Source organism: Bradyrhizobium sp. 33ap4 (assembly GCF_032654765.1).
Lineage (GTDB): Bacteria > Pseudomonadota > Alphaproteobacteria > Rhizobiales > Xanthobacteraceae > Bradyrhizobium > Bradyrhizobium australafricanum.
The window spans coordinates 56,392-73,060 of sequence record NZ_JAUMTJ010000035.1; the positions used below are offsets into that span (position 1 = coordinate 56,392).

Below are 16,669 nucleotides of genomic sequence, written 5' to 3' on the forward strand. Positions count from 1 at the left end.
TTGAGGATCTGTTCTCAGCGCCTGATATAGACAGGCTTTCGTTTCTCGAGAAAGGCCCTGATGCCTTCCTGGAAATCTTCCGAGCGGCTGCACAGCACCTGATTGCGATCCTCCATCGCAATCACGGCCTCGATCGAGCCGGCATCGACGCTCATGTTGATGCATTCCTTCGAGAGGCGGAGACCGACCGGCGAGGCCGTCATCATCGCCTCGACATAAGGATTGGCCGCAGCATCAAGATCGGCGACCTCGACCACCTCGGACACCAGGCCGACCGCAAGCGCGCGGTCGGCATGGATGAAGCGCCCGGTGAGGATCAATTCGGACGCAACCGACACACCGACGAGGCGCGGCAGGAAATAGCTGGTGCCGATATCGCAGCCGCCGAGACCGAGCTTGATGAAGGCGCAATTCATCCGCGCGTTCTTCGCCGCGATGCGGATGTCGGCGGCAAGCGCCAGCGCGAAGCCGCCGCCGGCGGCCGCACCCTGCACCAGCGCGATGATCGGCTGCGGAGCGCGCCGCATCAGCATCACGATGTCGGCGATGCGCCGCTGCGAGTCCAGCGACTCCGTGACGCCGGGCGGCTCGGTCTGTCCACCACGGCGCGCCATCGCGTGCTTGAGATCGAGCCCGGCGCAGAAATTCGCACCGGCGCCCTTCAGCACCACGACGCGGGTGTCGCGATTGCGCTGCAGGCCCTGGAAATAGACGTTGAGCGCGTCGATCAGCGAAGGGTCGAGTGCGTTGAGGCTCTCGGGACGATTGAGCGTGACCCAATCGACCCCGTCGTGATGTTCGATCAGCAGCGGCTGAGACACGCGCATGGTCCTCCCGACCGTCGTCCCGGCCAAGCGAAGCGCGAGCCGGGACCCATAACCACAGGCTTTTGTTGTTTTGCGCGGTGTCTGCCAGCTTGCCTGTTACAGACGCCGCGGAGTATGGGTCCCGGCTCCAGCGCGCAATTGCGCGCAAGGCCGGGACGACAGCGGAATTCGCCGTTAGCGCGGCGCCATGCGGATGGCGCCGTCGAGGCGGATGGTTTCGCCGTTGAGCATCGGGTTCTCGACGATGTGGACCGCGAGGTTGCCGTATTCCGAGGCATCGCCGAGGCGGGCCGGATGCGGCACCTGGGCGCCGAGGCTCTTACGCGCTTCCTCGTTCAGACCCATCAACAGCGGCGTCAGGAACAGGCCCGGCGCGATGGTGTTGACGCGGATCTTCAGGCTGGCGAGGTCGCGCGCAGCCGGCAGCGTGAGGCCGACGACGCCGCCTTTCGAGGCGGAATAGGCGATCTGGCCGATCTGGCCTTCATAGGCCGCGACCGATGCGGTGTTGATCGCGACGCCGCGCTCCTCGCCGATCGGGGCTTCGGTCGCCAGCCGCTCGGCGAACAGGCGCAGCACGTTGAAGGTGCCGATCAAATTGACGTTGATGATGCGGACGAACTTTGCCAGCGGATAGACGCCGTCCTTGCCGACGATGCGCTGCGAACCGCCGATGCCGGCGCAGTTCATCAAGACGCGCGCGATGCCGTGCGCGGCCTCGGCCTTGGCGATCGCAGCCTTGATCGCGTCCTCGTCGGTGACGTCGGCATGCAGCGCGACGCCCTTCACCTCGGCGGCGACTTTCTCAGCGTTTTCCTTGTTCTGGTCGATCACGCCGATCTTGGCGCCCTTGGCGGCCATGGCGCGCGCGGTTGCGGCACCAAGGCCGGAGCCACCGCCGGTGATGAGAACAGCAACGTCTTTCAACTGCATGGATACAACCTTTCCTTGGGCGTTTCTTCTCTAGACTCGAACTTTGTTATCCGGCGGCGACTGCTGCCGTTTCCTTATCGGGATTGAGCACGCCGCCGAAGATCAAGGCTTCCATGTGCTTGATGTAATCGCGGCAGACCTCGTCGGTGACCGGACCGACGCCGACCGCGCGCGACATCGCGTGGCGGCCGAAGAACAGATGATCGCAGGCGCCGATCAGGCTGGTGTAGAACAGCACCGGATCGATCTTGCGGAATTCACCGGCCTTGATGCCTTCTGCGAGCAGCCGGCGGTGAAAATCCAAAAGCGGCGCGACGAAGAATTTCGACACCTCGTTCGCAGCGGCAGGCGAGCTCTCGTGCAGGAGATAATGGATCAGCCGGTTCATATAGGGGAACTGGTGATAGGCGCGGATGATGCCGCCGATATGCAGCCGCAATTTTGCGGACGGCGTGATCGGCTGGCTGATGAGATATTCGAGTTGCGATATCTCGGTGGCGGCGTCGCGCGCCAGCAGCGCCAGCAACAACCCGTCCTTGTTGCCGAAATGATATTTCACCAGCGCGGCGTTGACGCCCGACTTCTGCGCGATGTCGGACAGCGACACCTCGATCGAGGCGCGCTCGATCATCAGCTCACTGGCCGCAACCAAAAGCTTGTCGGCGGTGGCATTTTTGCCGGCCGGAAGTTTCGTCGGTACGCTGGTATTCAACTGCGCTCTGGTCCCGCTCTAGGTCAGGGTTCGACGGTAAATCGAGGCCGCACATAAGCCCATGGCGGGGCCGCACTCAAGAGTTAATTGATTGATTGACTAAATGCTGAGCCACCCCTTAAATCCGGCCCAACTTTCAGACCGCCCAATCCGGAAACATCAGGGAGATCAGACATGGCCGAGGCATATATCGTCGCCGCCGCTCGCACCGCGGGCGGCCGCAAGGGAGGACGCCTCGCCGGCTGGCATCCGGCCGATCTGGCCGCGACCGTGCTCGATGCGCTGGTCGAGCGCACCGGCGCCGACCCGGCGCAGGTCGAGGACGTGATCATGGGCTGCGTGATGCAGACCGGCGAGCAGTCCACCAACATCGCGCGCAACGCTGTCATGGCCTCGAAGCTGCCGGAGAGCGTGCCGGCGACCTCGATCGACCGCCAGTGCGGTTCCTCGCAGCAGGCGCTGCACTTCGCGGCGCAGGCGGTGATGTCTGGCACGATGGACTGCGTGATCGCCGCCGGCGTGGAATCGATGACCCGCGTGCCGATGGGCCTCGCCTCCTCGCTGCCCGCCAAGAACGGCTTCGGCCACTACAAGAGCCCGGGCATCGAGGCGAAGTATCCCAACATCGTGTTCAGCCAGTTCACCGGCGCGGAGATGATGGCCGAGAAGTACGGCCTGTCGAAGGACGAGCTCGACGAATACTCCTATAACAGCCATCAGCGCGCGATCGCGGCCACGCAAGCCGGCCACTTCAAGGACGAGATCGTGCCGGTCAAGATCACCCGCGCCGACGGCTCGACCGACACCCATCACATCGACGAAGGCATCCGCTTCGACGCCAGCCTCGACGGCATCAAGGGCGTCAAGCTGATCGCCGAGAACGGCAAGCTCACCGCGGCGAGCGCCAGCCAGATCTGCGACGGCGCCTCCGGCGTCATGGTCGTCAACGAGAAGGGCCTGAAGGCGCTCGGCGTCAAGCCGATGGCGCGCATCCATCACCTCACCATGATGGGCGGCGACCCCGTGATCATGCTGGAAGCGCCGCTGCCGGCAACCCAGCGCGCGCTGCAGAAGGCCGGCATGAAGATTGACGACATTGATCTCTTCGAGGTCAACGAGGCCTTCGCCTCGGTGCCGACCGCTTGGCTGAAGACCACCGGCGCCGATCCGGCCCGGCTCAACGTCAACGGCGGCGCGATCGCGCTCGGCCATCCGCTCGGCGGCAGCGGCACCAAGCTGATGACGACGCTGCTGCATGCCCTCAAGCAGCGCAACAAGCGCTACGGCCTGCAGACCATGTGCGAAGGCGGCGGCATGGCCAATGTGACGATTGTCGAGCGGCTGTAAGAAAAGTCCGCATCAGCGGCCACAACAATGATGTCGTCCCGGCGTAGGCCGGGACCCATAACCACAGCCGTTTGTGGTTAGGCGCGGCTGGGGCCACAACTCAGTCCAACAAGAAAAATTGGTGGTTATGGGTCCCCGCGTTCGCGGGGACGACCACTATTGATGCTCCGAGGAAACACAATGACCCATCCGTCGATCCACGCGCGCACCCATCCGAACAAGATCGCCTATCAGATGGCGGCGTCCGGCAAGGCCATCACCTATCGCGAGCTCGACGAGCTTTCGAACCAGGGCGCGAATCTGTTCCGCTCGCTCGGCCTGAAGGCCGGTGACCACATCGCGCTGCTGATGGAAAACCGGCTCGCATTCATGGAGATCTGCTGGGCAGCGCAGCGCTCGGGTCTCTATTACACGGCGATCAGCCGCTATCTGACGGAAGAAGAGATCGCCTACATCATCAAGGACTGCGGCGCGAAGGTGTTCATCACCACCCCGCAGTGCGCCGACAAGGTGAAGGGCCTGATCAAGGGCGAGGCGGGCGAGCCGCTGTTCTACATGATGGACGAGCCCGCACCGGGCTTCCGCTCCTACGACAAGGAAGCCGGCGCGCAGCCGACCACGCCGGTTGCCGACGAGGTCGCCGGCTACGACATGCTGTATTCCTCCGGCACCACCGGCCGACCCAAGGGCATCAAGAAGCAGTTCGAGGGCAACCGGATCGACGTGCCGAACCCGTTCCTGCGCATTCTCACCGCCGACATGTGCGGCATGAATGCCGACAGCATCTATCTGTCGCCGGCGCCGCTCTATCACGCGGCCCCGCTGCGCTTCAACATGATGGCCACCGTGCTCGGAGGCACCTCCGTCATCATGGAGCATTTCGACGCCGAGGAATTTCTGAAGCAGGTCGAGAAGCACAAGGTGACGCAGTCGCAGCTGGTGCCGACCATGTTCGTGCGCATGCTGAAGCTGCCCGACGAAGTGCGCGCACGCTACAAGGTCTCGTCGCTGAAAGGCGCGATCCACGCCGCGGCGCCCTGCCCGGTCGACGTCAAGGCCGAGATGATCGAATGGTGGGGACCGATCCTGATCGAGTATTACGCCGGCTCCGAAGGCAATGGCGTCACGGTCTCGACCTCGCAGCAATGGCTGACCCACCGCGGCACGGTCGGCCGCGCGGTGGTCGGCAAGGTCAAGATCCTCGACGAGAACGACGAGGAAGCGCCGACCGGCCAGATCGGTCAGGTCTTTTTCGCCGACGCGCCGGCGTTCTCCTATCACAACGATCCGGAGAAGACGAAGAAGGCCTACAACACCAAGGGCTGGTCGACGCTCGGCGATGTCGGCTACCTCGACGAAGAGGGCTTCCTCTATCTGACCGACCGCAAGAGCTACATGATCATCTCCGGCGGCGTGAACATCTATCCGCAGGAGACCGAGGACGTCCTGATCACGCATCCGGCGGTGTCCGACGTCGCGGTGTTCGGCGTGCCGAACGAGGAGATGGGCGAAGAGGTCAAGGCCGTGGTGCAGCCGCACGACATCACCAGGGCCGGCAAGGAGCTCGAGGCCGAGCTGATCGCGTTCTGCCGGCAGCATCTGTCGCCGATCAAATGCCCCAAGAGCATCGACTTCGAGCAAGAGCTGCCGCGCACGCCGACCGGCAAACTGGTGAAGCGCCATCTGCGCGACCGCTATTGGCCGAAGGTGCCTGCCAGGCCGTGACCGCGGTTCGCCGCTCCCCGGAGGGGCCGTCGTCGCGCCGCGGCCAAAATATCGAAAACAACCCCATGCAAAGGAGCTGGCGGCTGCCCGCGTTCGACAAGGCAGCTTGACACGTCGGGCAACTCAGAGATAGATTTCCAATATTCCGAAATAGTGCAAACGATCCGGGGGAGGATGAAGAGCGCACGCGGGACGCCGCTTGCGCGCACCCCGCCGACCTACAACTCCGCCGCCGGTTCGCACGCGGCAGACGCCGCGGCGCGCAGATGCAGTTGGCCGTGCTTGCCATTTGCCGTGGTGGTCCACTGCGCATCGATCTGCTTAAAATCCTCCGACAGCTTGCCGCGGTGGCTGCCCTCGGTCTCGAACGATCCACTGTCGTCGGGCGACCGCTCAAACAGCTCGACCTCGAGATCGGACAGCCGGATGAACATCTGCACGCCGATCTTGGTTACGTGACCGCCGACCTCGTATGACCCGCAGCCGCGCGCTTCCGCGTTCTGCTCGTTCAGCGCTTGCACCTTGTCGAAGGTGATGACGAGGTGCTGCACCGTCGCGTCACCGTCCCACAGGAATTCGCCGATATAGGCGTGCGGCAGTCTTTCGGTCAGTTGCTTGATGTCGGCGGCACGCACGGCCGATGCCAGCATCAAGCTTGCGGCCACGACCGTCAGACCGAGGCGCGACATCGAGCCGGTCAGCTCTGCAATCCTGGCGTGGCGCATGCGGTATGCATCCCCTGGGCAAAGTTGCTATCGTGAAACAATGGCCGCCAGCATACAGCGAAATGCGCTGGTTGTGCGGCGATGCCAAACAGGTGATCTCCGATGCCAGCCCTCCCCGACATCCCGCTGCCCTCCACCATCCGCTCGCGTTATGTCGACGGGATCAACGGCCTGCGCATGCATGTGCTGGAAGCGGGCTTCGAAACATCCGGCCGGCCCTGCCTGTTGCTGCTGCACGGCTTTCCGGAGCTGGCGTTCTCCTGGCGCAAGGTGATGCCGAAGCTCGCCGCCGCCGGCTATCATGTGATCGCGCCGGACCAGCGCGGCTATGGCCGCACATCAGGCTGGAGTGCGGAGTATGACGGCGATCTTGCGTCATTCCGCCTGCCCAATCTGGTGCGCGATGCGCTCGGGCTGGTCGCTGCGTTCGGCTACAAGCACGTCGATGCGGTGATCGGGCACGATTTCGGCTCGTCGGTTGCGGCGTGGTGCGCACTGATCCGGCCCGACGTGTTCCGCGCGGTGGTGATGATGAGCGCGCCGTTTTCGGGGCCGCCGTCGCTGCCGTTCAACACCGCGAGCGCGCCGACAAAGCCAGCGACCGACGACCCCGTGCATCGCGAGCTCGCCGCGCTGCCGCGGCCGCGCAAGCACTACCAATGGTACTATTCGACGCGCCCGGCCAGTGACGACATGCATCGCGCGCCGCAGGGCGTGCACGACTTCCTGCGTGCCTATTACCACCACAAAAGCGCGGACTGGAAAGACAACAAGCCGTATCCGCTGCAATCCTGGTCGGCAGGCGAACTGGCAAAACTGCCGACCTATTACGTGATGGATATCGCCAAGAACATGGCCGCGACCGTCGCCGAGGAGATGCCGTCACGCGAGGCGATCGCCGCCAACACGTGGCTGCCGGATAGCGAGCTCGCATATTACAGCGCCGAATATCGGCGGACCGGATTCCAGGGCGGGCTGCAATGGTATCGCTGCGGCACCTCGGGGGCGTTCGTCCCGGAGCTACAGACCTGGAGCGGCCGCACGATCGACCAGCCGTCGGCCTTCATTTCGGGCAAACAGGATTGGGGCACCTATCAGCGGCCTGGCGTGTTCGAGGCGATGCAGACGAAAGCCTGCACCAACATGATCGGCTGTCATCTGGTCGACGGTGCCGGGCACTGGGTGCAGCAGGAGCAGCCCGATGAGGTGAGCCGGCTGCTGCTCACATTCCTGCGAGACGCCGGCGCACAGCGCTAGATTCCCGTTCGGCCGTCGCGTCGCATCCCGTTGATCTCAGGCGTTTTCTTCGCTCAACCCGCGCGGCTTGCCGGTGCTGCAACAGCGAATCCGGGCCGATCCGGATTTGACCCGGCGCCGGTGCAACCCTATAGTTTAGAACTATTCTAATTTTAAACTCTGTGAACAAGGCGTTGCCGTGAAGAACTTTGCCGATCTGACCGAGCGCGAGGTGCTGGCGGTCGCGATCGCCTCCGAGGAGGAGGACAGCCGCATCTACATGACGTTCGCGGAGGATCTCGCCGGGCGCTATCCCGATACCGCCAAGATTTTCGAGGAGATGGCCGAGGAGGAGCGCGGCCATCGCCACCGACTGCTGGAAACCTACGAGCAGCGCTTCGGGGCGCATCTGCCGCCGATCCGGCGCGAGGACGTCAAAGGCTTCCTGCGCCGCCGCCCGATCTGGCTCACCAAGAACCTGCCGCTCGACACCATCCGCAAGGAAGTCGAGACCATGGAGTTGGAAGCCGAGCGCTTCTATGCCAAAGCCGCCGAGAAGGCCGAGGATGTCGGCGTGCGGCGGCTGCTCGGCGATCTCGCCGAGGAGGAGAAGGGCCACGAGAAGCTCGCGGTGAAGCTGACCGGCGAGATCCTCAAGCCGGACGTGCGCGCCGAGGAAGACCGCACGCGGCGGCGGATGTTCGTGCTGCAATATGTGCAGCCGGGTCTCGCCGGATTGATGGACGGCTCGGTCTCGACCCTGGCGCCGCTGTTCGCCGCCGCCTTCGCAACGCATCACAACTGGCAAACCTTCCTGGTCGGGCTTGCCGCCTCGATCGGCGCCGGCATCAGCATGGGCTTTGCCGAGGCGCTGTCCGACGACGGCTCGCTGACCGGCCGCGGCTCGCCCTGGCTGCGCGGCCTGACCTGCGGCTTGATGACGACGCTCGGCGGGCTCGGCCACACCATTCCCTATCTGGTGCCCGATGCCTGGCCGAACGCATTCTGGATCGCGACCGCGATCGCCGGGATCGTGGTGTTCTTCGAATTGTGGGCGATCGCCTTCATCCGCGCGCGCTACATGGACACGCCGTTCCTGCAGGCGGTATTCCAGATCGTGCTCGGCGGCGCGATCGTGCTCGCGGTCGGCATCCTGATCGGCGCGGCGTAGCAACGGTTCAATTCTCCCTCTCCCCGTTCTTACGGGGAGGGTTGGGGTGAGGGGCCATATCCACACGTGACGCAAGTCGACGTACCTGTACCCCCTCACCCGCCGCGCAAGCGCGCGGCGACCTCTCCCCGCAAGCGGGGCGAGGTAGAGCAGAGCAATTCCGATCAAACACGGCGACAACGTCACGGCTACAGCGCTTGCGGGCGGCAGCCAAACTGCCCATCATCGCGCCAACAACAAACCGGGAGCACGCCGTGGCCAAATCGCAATACAGCTTCAAGACCGCCGTCGAGTTGTCGAAGGCGCTGCGCAACAAGCAGGTCTCGGCAGTTGAGCTCGCACAGGACGCGATCGGCCGCATCGAGCGCCACGACGGCAAGGTCAACGCGGTCTGCGTGCGCGACTTCGAGCGCGGCCTCGCCGCTGCGCGCGCTGCGGATGCCGCGATCGCGCGCGGCGAGCACAGGCCGCTGCTCGGCATCCCCATGACGGTGAAGGAATCCTTCAACGTCGCCGGCTTGCCGACGACCTGGGGCTTCCTGCCGCAAAAGGATTTTGTCCCGACCGAGGACGCGCTGTCGATTCAGCGCGTGAAGGACGCCGGCGGCGTCATCCTCGGCAAGACCAACGTGCCGGTCGGGCTCGCCGACTGGCAGAGCTACAACGAGATCTACGGCACCACCAACAATCCCTACGACCTCGGCCGCACGCCGGGCGGCTCCTCCGGCGGATCGTCGGCGGCGCTCGCCGCGGGCTATGGCGCGCTGTCGCTCGGCTCGGACATCGGCGGCTCGCTGCGCGTGCCGGCGTTTCATTGCGGCGTCTATGCGCACAAGCCGACCTTCGCGCTGCTGCCGTCGCGCGGCCACACCGCGCCGCCGGCACCGCCCATCATCTATGAGCGCGACCTTGCGGTAACCGGCCCGATGGCGCGCGGCGCGGCCGACCTGTCGCTGCTGCTCGACGTGATGGCCGCTCCCGATCCGCTCGATGCCGGCAAGGCCTATCGCCTCGACCTGCCGGCGGCGCGCCACGCCAGCCTGAAGGATTTCCGGATCCTCGTGATCGACACCGATTCGGTGTTGCCGACCGACAAGGCGGTTCGCGGCAGCATCGACAAGCTCGCGAGCCACCTCGACAAGGCCGGCGCCAAGATATCGCGGTCGAGCCCGCTGCTGCCGGATTTCGCGGCGTCCTCGCGGCTCTATATGCGGATGTTGCTGTCGTTCCTCGCCGCGACCTTCCCGCCGGAGGTCTATGCCGGCGCCTGCGCGGCAGCGGCCGCGCTGCCCGCCGGCGACAACAGCCTGCAGGCCGAACGGCTGCGCGGCATCGCGCTCAGCCACCGCGACTGGGTACAGGCGACGGTCGCCCGCTCGCGGCTGCGCGCGCAATGGCGCGAGCTGTTCAAATCGTTCGACGCGGTGATCTGCCCGATCATGCCGACGCCGGCCTATCCGCACGATCATGCGCCCGACCAGGAGCAGCGGCGGATATTGATCGACGGCGAGCCCTACATCTACACCGACCAGCTCGCCTGGCCCGGCATCGCGACCCTGCCCGGCCTGCCTTCGACCGCGATCCCGACCGGCTTTGCGCCCGACGGATTGCCGGTCGGCGCGCAGATCGTCGGCCCCTGGCTCGAGGACCGCACGCCGCTCAAGCTCGCCGAGCTGATCGAGCGCGAATTCGGCGGCTTCGTGCCGCCGAAGATGTTCGATGATTGATCAGCGGTCATTGCAGAGCGACGAAGGGCACCTAACTCTATCGCCGTCACCCTGAGGAGCGCGCCGTTGCGCGCGTCTCGAAGGGTCGACGGCCACCGGCCGGGCCGTGCATCCTTCGAGACGCCGCTTCGCGGCTCCTCAGGATGACGGTATCGAGGCCGCCGCCGCCGACACAGCAATGACGGACAGCAGAACCAGGGAGGAAACCAATGAGCAACGATCTCGAGGAGCTCACGAAGCTCAACAAGGACTACGTTGACTCCGTTCAGAACTGCGACGTCAAGCGCTTCGACGAAATTCTGGCGCAGGACTTCTACTGCACCAATCCCGACAAGAGCCTGGTCGACCGCGCTGCCTTCCTGAAGCAGACCGCGATCCCGGTGAAGATCAAGGGCCTGAAGGCCGAGGACGTCAAAATCCGCATCCTCGGCGATTTCGCCATCATCCACGCCCAGACCAGCTACACCAACGCGGACGGTGAGCCGGCGCACGGCCGCTATACCGATTGCTGGGCGCGGCAGAACGGAAAATGGCGCGCGGTATCCGCGCATGTCGCGCGGTGAGCGATTCAGGTGTCGTCCCGGCGCAGGCCGGGACCCATAACCACCGCAGCTTGTGGTGAGTAAAGAAAGTCGTCCACCCACGTGCCCAAAGCGAGGCCGCGGCGTATGGGTCCCGGCCTACGCCGGGACGACACACGCTCAGCTATCAAACATGATCACGCTGCGCAGCGTCTTGCCGGCTTTCATGTTGGCAAAGCCCTCGTTGATCTCGGAGAGCTTCAGCTTGGCCGAGATCCAGTCTTCCAGATGCAGCTTGCCGCGCATGTAGAAGTCGACGAGGCGCGGCATGTCGACGCGGAAGTGGTTGGAGCCCATCGACGAGCCCTGGATGCGGCGCTCGCGCAGGAAGTCGAAGCCGTGCAGCTCGATCTTCTGGCCGAACGGGATCATGCCGACGATGGTCGCGGTGCCGCCCGCCGCCAGCATGGCGAAGGCCTGCTCGGCGGTGTCCTTGCGGCCGAGCACCTCGAAGGAGTGCTGCACGCCGCCGCCGGTGAGCTCGCGCACCTGCTGGACCACGTCGCCGCGGGCCGGATCGACGATATCGGTGGCGCCGAGCTTGGTCGCAAGCTGCAACTTGGCCGGATTGGTATCGATCGCGATGATGCGGCCGGCGCCGGCGATCTGCGCACCGTTGATCGCGGCCATGCCGACGCCGCCGCAACCGATCACAGCCACCGTCTCGCCGGCGGTCACCTTCGCGGTGTTCACCACCGCGCCATAACCGGTGATGACGCCGCAGCCGATTAGCGCGGCGAGATCGAGCGGCATCTCCTTCTTGATCTTCACGATGGCGTTCTCGTGCACCAGCATCTGCTCGGCGAAGGACGACAGATTGAGGAACTGGTTGAGCTTCTCCTTCCTGCCCCATGACAGGCGGTTGGAGGCGCCGGGCAGCATCTTCACCGTGGTGTCGGTGCACAGCACGGTGCGGCCGGTGGTGCAGTTGTCGCAGGTGCCGCAGAACACCGACAGGCAGGTGACGACGTGATCGCCGGGCTTCACGTAATTGACGTCGGAGCCGACCTTCTCGACCACGCCGGCCGATTCATGGCCGAGCACCGCCGGCAGCGGATGCGGATAGAGGCCTTCCATGAAGTGCAGATCGGAATGGCAGAGGCCCGCGACCGCGGTGCGGATCAGGACCTCGCGCGGCCCCGGATTGGGCACGCTGACATCCTCGATCACCAGCGGTTGATTGACTTCATGCAGGACGGCGGCCTTCATCGGGGTCTCCCTTGACGTTTTTGATTGTTTGAAAAGTTCGCTCGCGCAGCAGCCTACGCTGCGTCAAGCAATTCGCCAACCTCGGCCATGCCGACCGCGCCATCGCCGAGCAGGTGCTCGGTCATCGTGCGCTGAACGGTATTTTCCGTTAGCCGGAACGGATCGCCCGGCAGCACGCGGTGATCGATCACCATCCGCGACAGCAACAGCCGGCGCGCATCGCCGCGCATCTGGTGGATGCGCCCGCCCTCCCACGCCAGCGCGACCGCGCTTGCGACATGATAGAGCAGGCTGGTGGCGCGGCGCGCGTCGCCCTCATTGTCGATGCGGCTCGCCACCTCGCGCGCAAACGCGACCGCACGGTCGCTGAGATCGCGCAGCCGGTTGCGCCAGGCCTGCGGAACATTCGGGCTGTCATCGAGCCGCGCATGCAGATCGGCGGCGAGCGCATTGTCGGCGCCATGGCGGCCGACCGCACGCTTCAGCGCATCGATCGCGACGATATTGCCGGTGCCCTCCCAGATCGAGCCGAGATGCGCGTCGCGCAGCAGCCGCGGCGTGACGAATTCCTCGATGTAGCCGATGCCGCCGCGCATCTCCATCGCATCGCCGCAGACCTTTCGGGCGTCGCGAGTGGCGCGGAATTTCAGCGTCGGCGTCAGGATGCGAAGCAGCGCCGCGGCGTCCTGACTGCCGGCCTCGGCGCGGTCCAGCGCGTCAGCGGTCAAAAAGCTCATCGACAGCGCCTGTTCGGTCGGCAGCATGATCTTCATCAGCTGCCGCCGCGCCAGCGGCAGGTCGATGATGCGCTGGCCGAACACCACGCGGCCACGCGCCACTGTCATCGCGTCGTGCCAGGCGCGGCGCATCAGCGCAGTCGATTTCACGCCGTTGGAGAGCCGCGACGAGTTCACCATCTCGGCCATCTGCACGAAGCCGCGGTCGAGCTTGCCGACGGCGTAGGCGATCGCGCCGTCGAACTTGATCTCGCCCGAGGCCATCGAGCGGGTGCCGAGCTTGTCCTTCAACCGCACGATCCGGTAATGGTTCTGCGAACCGTCGTCGAGGAAACGCGGCATCAGGAACAGGCCGACGCCGCGGGTGCCCGGCCCGGCGCCTTCCGGCCGCGCCAGCAGCATCACCACCTTGGCATCGGCGTTGGAGCAGAACCACTTCTCGCCATAGAGCCGCCAGTGGTCGCCCTCCTGCACGGCGCGCGTGGTCAGCGTGCCGACATCGGAGCCGCCCTCCTTCTCGGTCATGAACTGGCCGCCCTGCGTCAGCTTGCTCATGTCGGTCTGGGTCAGGCCGTCGAGATATTTCGCCTTCAACGCCTCGCTGCCGAAATTTGCCAGCAGCTTTGCACAACCGTCGGTGACATTGATCGGGCAGCCCATACCGAATTCGGTCTGGTTGAACAGGAAGGTGAAGGCGTGCTTGGCCACGACAGGATACTTGTCGGGCCAGCCCATGATGCCCTTGCGGAGCGACAGCGCATGGATGCCGAACTCGCCGAACGCGGCCTTCTCGATCTCGCGATAGGCCGGATGATATTCGATGTGCTGCACGTCGCGGCCGAACTTGTCGCGCTGGTGCAACACCGGCGTATGCCGGTCGGCAAGCCGCGCGCATTCGTCGAGATAGCCTCCGGCCAATCCACCGAGGCGGTCGAGATGCGGCTCGATATGGCGGAACAATGCATCGGGCAAATGCAGCTTCAGAAGATCGGTCAGCGCCGGATCGGCCCGGTAGAAATTCATTCCCGTCGTGTCGGGCGCCAGCAGGCCCGGCTGGCTGGCGGCTGACGTTTTCGGATCCTGCTTGTGCGGCTGCATTGAATTCCCGGCTTCGGTCCTCATTTGTTTGGGCACGACTATCCTCCTCCGGCCGAGCAAAGGAAAGCCCAATGGATATTCCAAAATACAAGATCGCCCTGATCGTCGGCGCCGGCGAGGGTCTCAGCGCCTCGTTGACGCGGCTATTTTCGCGGGAGGGAATTCGCGTGGCACTCGGCGCCCGCAGCATCGAGAAGCTCGGCGCGCTCTGCACCGAAACCGGCGCGCGGGCCTATGCTTGCGACGCCACCAAGGCCGAGGATGTCGAACGTCTTTTTGGTCTGGTCGAGCGCGAGATTGGAACGCCTGATCTCGTGGTCTACAACGCCTCCGGCCGCTCGCGCGGGCCCTTCGTTGAACTGGTCCCTTCAGAGGTCGAGCAGGCGATCGCGGTCTCGGCGTTCGGCGGATTCCTGGTGGCGCAGGAGGCGGCGAAGCGCATGCTGCCCAACAAGAAGGGCGCAATCCTGTTCACCGGCGCCTCCGCCAGCGTGAAGGGCTATGCGCAATCGGCGCCGTTCGCGATGGGCAAGTTCGCCTTGCGCGGCCTCGCGCAGAGCATGGCGCGCGAACTGTCGCCGCAGGGTATTCACGTCGCGCATTTCGTGATCGACGGCGGCATCCGCAGCGCTGCCCGCGCCGAGCCCGCCGACCGGCCGGACTCGATGCTCGATCCCGACGCGATTGCACTGAGCTACTGGAGCGTGCTGCAGCAGCCGCGCAGTGCCTGGACCTGGGAGCTGGAATTGCGGCCCTGGGTTGAGAAGTTTTGAGATGACGAAGATCATGTAAGCAGCGTAGGCTGGACGAAACGCCAACGTGATCAAGATCGCGAGCAAGCTGTGAGGCGGTGCGCACGAGGCTTGGCGCCTTTTGCTCACCGCGTGAAGTAACTTTCACCGTCATTCCGGGATGGTGCGCTAGCACCAGACCCGGAATCTCGAGATTCCGGTCTGGTGCTAGCGCACCATCCCGGAATGACGAAACAAACAGACATGGGGAGCGACGACATGACCGCTGAAATCAAGATCGAGACCGGCACCGACGAACTGCTCTGCGTGATCCGCGATCGCGTCGCCGTCATCACGCTGAATCGCCCGGACGCCCGCAACTCGCTGTCGGACACACTGACGCCGGCGCTGCGCACGATGATCAAGACCTGCGGCGAGAACCCCGAGGTCGGCGTGCTGCTCGTCACCGGCGCCGGCAAGGCTTTCTGCGCCGGCGGCAACGTCAAGGGCATGGGCGCGCATCGCGACAAAAAGAAGCTCGAAATGTCCTATGAGGACAAGGTCGCGGATTTGCAGGAGCGCCAGCGCCTGCTCACCGGCTCGCTGGCCTCGGTGCGCAAGCCGACCATTGCTGCCCTTCCCGGTCCCGCGGTCGGCGCCGGCCTTGCGATCGCGATGGCCTGCGACATCCGGATCGCGGCGCAATCCGCCTTCATCTCGACCGGTTACTTGCGCGTGGCGCTGAGCGGCGATTACGGCATGGCATGGCTGTTGACGCGGCTGGTCGGCACCTCGCGCGCCCGCGAGCTGATGTTCACCTCGGAGAAGGTCGACGCCACGAGATGCGAGCAGATCGGTCTCGTCAATCGCGTGGTGCCGGACGAAACGCTGCAGGACGACGCCTTTGCGCTGGCGAAGTCCATCGCCGAAGGCCCGACGCTGGCGCTGCGCTACATGAAGGACAATCTCGACGAGGCGCTGCAGTTCGACTTCGCCACCGCACGCGACCACGAGGCCGAGCGGCTGATCCGGCTCACCACGACGGCCGATCACAAGGAGGCGGTGCAGGCCTTCATCGAGAAGCGCAAGCCGGTGTTTCGGGGGAGTTGATCCTAGTTCGATGTCCGTCATTGCCGGGCCTGACCCGGCAATCCATCGAAAGAAACGCTTTCGCTCGATGGATGCGCGGGTCAAGCCCGCGCATGACGAGTAGCAGTCGCAGCACCGGTTGGGAAAAGAAAAGGGCCCGGTTCTGGAGGGGCCAGAACCGGGCCTAGTCAGTCAAACCGCAAGCGAGGACATCGCGGCCAAGCGGGAAGTGGCGGCAAGCCGCCAGCTGGCACAGGGAATGTCTTGCGGTTCGACGTGGATCTCTTTCACGAAGCGCACCAGCTTCCAGTCGCCGGGGCTCTGGGTGAAGGCGTAGCCCGACTTGCGGGCGAGGCCGATCATCGTCGCATTGGAACGCAGCGTGTCGCCGAAGATGCGTTCGGCTCCGAAGGACGCCGCACGGCATTCGAGATTCCTGAGCAACGCCTTGCCAATGCCGTGGCCCTGCCACCGGTCATCGATCGACAGGCCGAACTCGACGCTCGACGTATCGGCATGGAAGGCGTAGCGGGCTTCGCCGACGATGGTCTCAAAGCCATCGACCAGCATCGTCGCGACCACCGTGAACCGGTCAGCCTCGCCGACATGGATGAAACGTTCGAGCTCCGTCTTCGGCAGCTCGCTCAACGCGCCCAGGAAGCGGTTGTAACGGGACCCCGCGGAGAGCGAGCGGATGTAGCTCTGCAGCTCTTCGCGGTCGCGCGGCTCGACGAAGCGCACCTTGACCTCGCTGCCGTTCTTGGCGCGCAGCACGTCAGAGTATTGCTGGAGATCGTCGAGATGCAGCGCAACCATGACAC

The 16,669-nt window shown here is 64.8% G+C and carries 15 protein-coding genes; 8 read left to right on the top strand and 7 right to left on the bottom strand.

The genetic code is table 11. The features are described 5' to 3' along the window. Positions 1–14: 14 nt before the first annotated feature. From Q2M23_RS25800 to Q2M23_RS25810, 3 genes are all read right to left on the bottom strand, one after another. A complete protein-coding gene (locus tag Q2M23_RS25800; RefSeq protein WP_168858655.1) occupies positions 15–821 on the bottom strand; it encodes an enoyl-CoA hydratase/isomerase family protein in 807 nt (268 codons plus the stop codon). A gap of 180 nt (positions 822–1,001) precedes the next feature. Further along, positions 1,002–1,760, bottom strand: coding sequence for an SDR family NAD(P)-dependent oxidoreductase (locus Q2M23_RS25805; RefSeq protein ID WP_016847447.1), 759 nt, complete (start codon positions 1,758–1,760; stop codon positions 1,002–1,004). Between the two features lie 46 nt (positions 1,761–1,806). Next, positions 1,807–2,472: a TetR family transcriptional regulator gene (locus Q2M23_RS25810; RefSeq protein ID WP_057016282.1), complete on the bottom strand. Its 666-nt coding sequence runs from the start codon at positions 2,470–2,472 to the stop codon at positions 1,807–1,809. Between the two features lie 174 nt (positions 2,473–2,646). Between Q2M23_RS25810 and Q2M23_RS25815 the strand changes: the two genes are divergently transcribed. Together Q2M23_RS25815 and Q2M23_RS25820 are read left to right on the top strand one after the other, a co-directional pair. Next, complete coding sequence (locus Q2M23_RS25815; protein ID WP_057016283.1) at positions 2,647–3,819, top strand: acetyl-CoA C-acetyltransferase; 1,173 nt, start codon at positions 2,647–2,649, stop codon at positions 3,817–3,819. A gap of 180 nt (positions 3,820–3,999) precedes the next feature. Continuing rightward, a complete protein-coding gene (locus tag Q2M23_RS25820) occupies positions 4,000–5,544 on the top strand; it encodes an acyl-CoA synthetase (protein WP_316397489.1) in 1,545 nt (514 codons plus the stop codon). Positions 5,545–5,762: 218 nt separating this feature from the next. Here Q2M23_RS25820 and Q2M23_RS25825 read toward each other — a convergent pair whose 3' ends face one another. Continuing rightward, positions 5,763–6,269, bottom strand: coding sequence for a hypothetical protein (locus Q2M23_RS25825; RefSeq protein ID WP_316397490.1), 507 nt, complete (start codon positions 6,267–6,269; stop codon positions 5,763–5,765). Positions 6,270–6,371: 102 nt separating this feature from the next. On the opposite strand from Q2M23_RS25825, the gene Q2M23_RS25830 reads away from it, so the two are divergent. The 4 genes from Q2M23_RS25830 to Q2M23_RS25845 all read left to right on the top strand — a co-directional run bounded on the left by Q2M23_RS25830 (position 6,372) and on the right by Q2M23_RS25845 (position 10,966). Further along, entirely contained in the window at positions 6,372–7,526 is a 1,155-nt protein-coding gene (locus Q2M23_RS25830) for an alpha/beta hydrolase (RefSeq protein WP_316397491.1), read from the top strand. A 178-nt stretch (positions 7,527–7,704) separates the two neighbouring features. Beyond that, positions 7,705–8,676, top strand: coding sequence for an iron exporter MbfA (gene mbfA, locus Q2M23_RS25835; RefSeq protein WP_057016287.1), 972 nt, complete (start codon positions 7,705–7,707; stop codon positions 8,674–8,676). A 254-nt stretch (positions 8,677–8,930) separates the two neighbouring features. Then, positions 8,931–10,403, top strand: coding sequence for an amidase (locus Q2M23_RS25840; RefSeq protein WP_316397492.1), 1,473 nt, complete (start codon positions 8,931–8,933; stop codon positions 10,401–10,403). Positions 10,404–10,612: 209 nt separating this feature from the next. Further along, on the top strand, positions 10,613–10,966 hold the full coding sequence (locus Q2M23_RS25845) for a nuclear transport factor 2 family protein (RefSeq protein ID WP_057020071.1): 354 nt from the start codon (positions 10,613–10,615) through the stop codon (positions 10,964–10,966). A gap of 138 nt (positions 10,967–11,104) precedes the next feature. On the opposite strand, the gene Q2M23_RS25850 is transcribed toward Q2M23_RS25845, so the two are convergent. Both Q2M23_RS25850 and Q2M23_RS25855 read right to left on the bottom strand, forming a co-directional pair. After that, positions 11,105–12,193 carry a Zn-dependent alcohol dehydrogenase gene (locus tag Q2M23_RS25850; protein WP_018269116.1) on the bottom strand — a complete coding sequence of 363 codons (1,089 nt, stop codon included), beginning with the start codon at positions 12,191–12,193 and terminating at the stop codon, positions 11,105–11,107. A gap of 53 nt (positions 12,194–12,246) precedes the next feature. Beyond that, positions 12,247–14,028 (bottom strand): acyl-CoA dehydrogenase family protein, encoded by a 1,782-nt coding sequence (locus Q2M23_RS25855; RefSeq protein WP_316397515.1) that lies wholly within the window; start codon positions 14,026–14,028, stop codon positions 12,247–12,249. Between the two features lie 71 nt (positions 14,029–14,099). Between Q2M23_RS25855 and Q2M23_RS25860 the strand changes: the two genes are divergently transcribed. Together Q2M23_RS25860 and Q2M23_RS25865 are read left to right on the top strand one after the other, a co-directional pair. Beyond that, complete coding sequence (locus tag Q2M23_RS25860) at positions 14,100–14,801, top strand: SDR family NAD(P)-dependent oxidoreductase (RefSeq protein ID WP_316397494.1); 702 nt, start codon at positions 14,100–14,102, stop codon at positions 14,799–14,801. Positions 14,802–15,038: 237 nt separating this feature from the next. After that, positions 15,039–15,869 (top strand): enoyl-CoA hydratase, encoded by an 831-nt coding sequence (locus Q2M23_RS25865; protein WP_057020172.1) that lies wholly within the window; start codon positions 15,039–15,041, stop codon positions 15,867–15,869. A 171-nt stretch (positions 15,870–16,040) separates the two neighbouring features. Here Q2M23_RS25865 and Q2M23_RS25870 read toward each other — a convergent pair whose 3' ends face one another. Next, entirely contained in the window at positions 16,041–16,664 is a 624-nt protein-coding gene (locus Q2M23_RS25870; protein WP_316397496.1) for a GNAT family N-acetyltransferase, read from the bottom strand. Positions 16,665–16,669 lie beyond the last annotated feature (5 nt).

What these genes read in the sequence shown, in the direction of transcription:
- Q2M23_RS25805 (WP_016847447.1), bottom strand. Translation starts at nt 1,760, where the DNA reads ATGCAGTTGAAAGACGTTGCTGTTCTCATCACCGGCGGTGGCTCCGGC.
- Q2M23_RS25815 (WP_057016283.1), top strand. Translation starts at nt 2,647, where the DNA reads ATGGCCGAGGCATATATCGTCGCCGCCGCTCGCACCGCGGGCGGCCGC.
- Q2M23_RS25820 (WP_316397489.1), top strand. Translation starts at nt 4,000, where the DNA reads ATGACCCATCCGTCGATCCACGCGCGCACCCATCCGAACAAGATCGCC.
- Q2M23_RS25825 (WP_316397490.1), bottom strand. Translation starts at nt 6,269, where the DNA reads ATGCGCCACGCCAGGATTGCAGAGCTGACCGGCTCGATGTCGCGCCTC.
- Q2M23_RS25830 (WP_316397491.1), top strand. Translation starts at nt 6,372, where the DNA reads ATGCCAGCCCTCCCCGACATCCCGCTGCCCTCCACCATCCGCTCGCGT.
- Q2M23_RS25845 (WP_057020071.1), top strand. Translation starts at nt 10,613, where the DNA reads ATGAGCAACGATCTCGAGGAGCTCACGAAGCTCAACAAGGACTACGTT.
- Q2M23_RS25850 (WP_018269116.1), bottom strand. Translation starts at nt 12,193, where the DNA reads ATGAAGGCCGCCGTCCTGCATGAAGTCAATCAACCGCTGGTGATCGAG.
- Q2M23_RS25855 (WP_316397515.1), bottom strand. Translation starts at nt 14,028, where the DNA reads ATGCAGCCGCACAAGCAGGATCCGAAAACGTCAGCCGCCAGCCAGCCG.
- Q2M23_RS25860 (WP_316397494.1), top strand. Translation starts at nt 14,100, where the DNA reads ATGGATATTCCAAAATACAAGATCGCCCTGATCGTCGGCGCCGGCGAG.
- Q2M23_RS25865 (WP_057020172.1), top strand. Translation starts at nt 15,039, where the DNA reads ATGACCGCTGAAATCAAGATCGAGACCGGCACCGACGAACTGCTCTGC.
- Q2M23_RS25870 (WP_316397496.1), bottom strand. Translation starts at nt 16,664, where the DNA reads ATGGTTGCGCTGCATCTCGACGATCTCCAGCAATACTCTGACGTGCTG.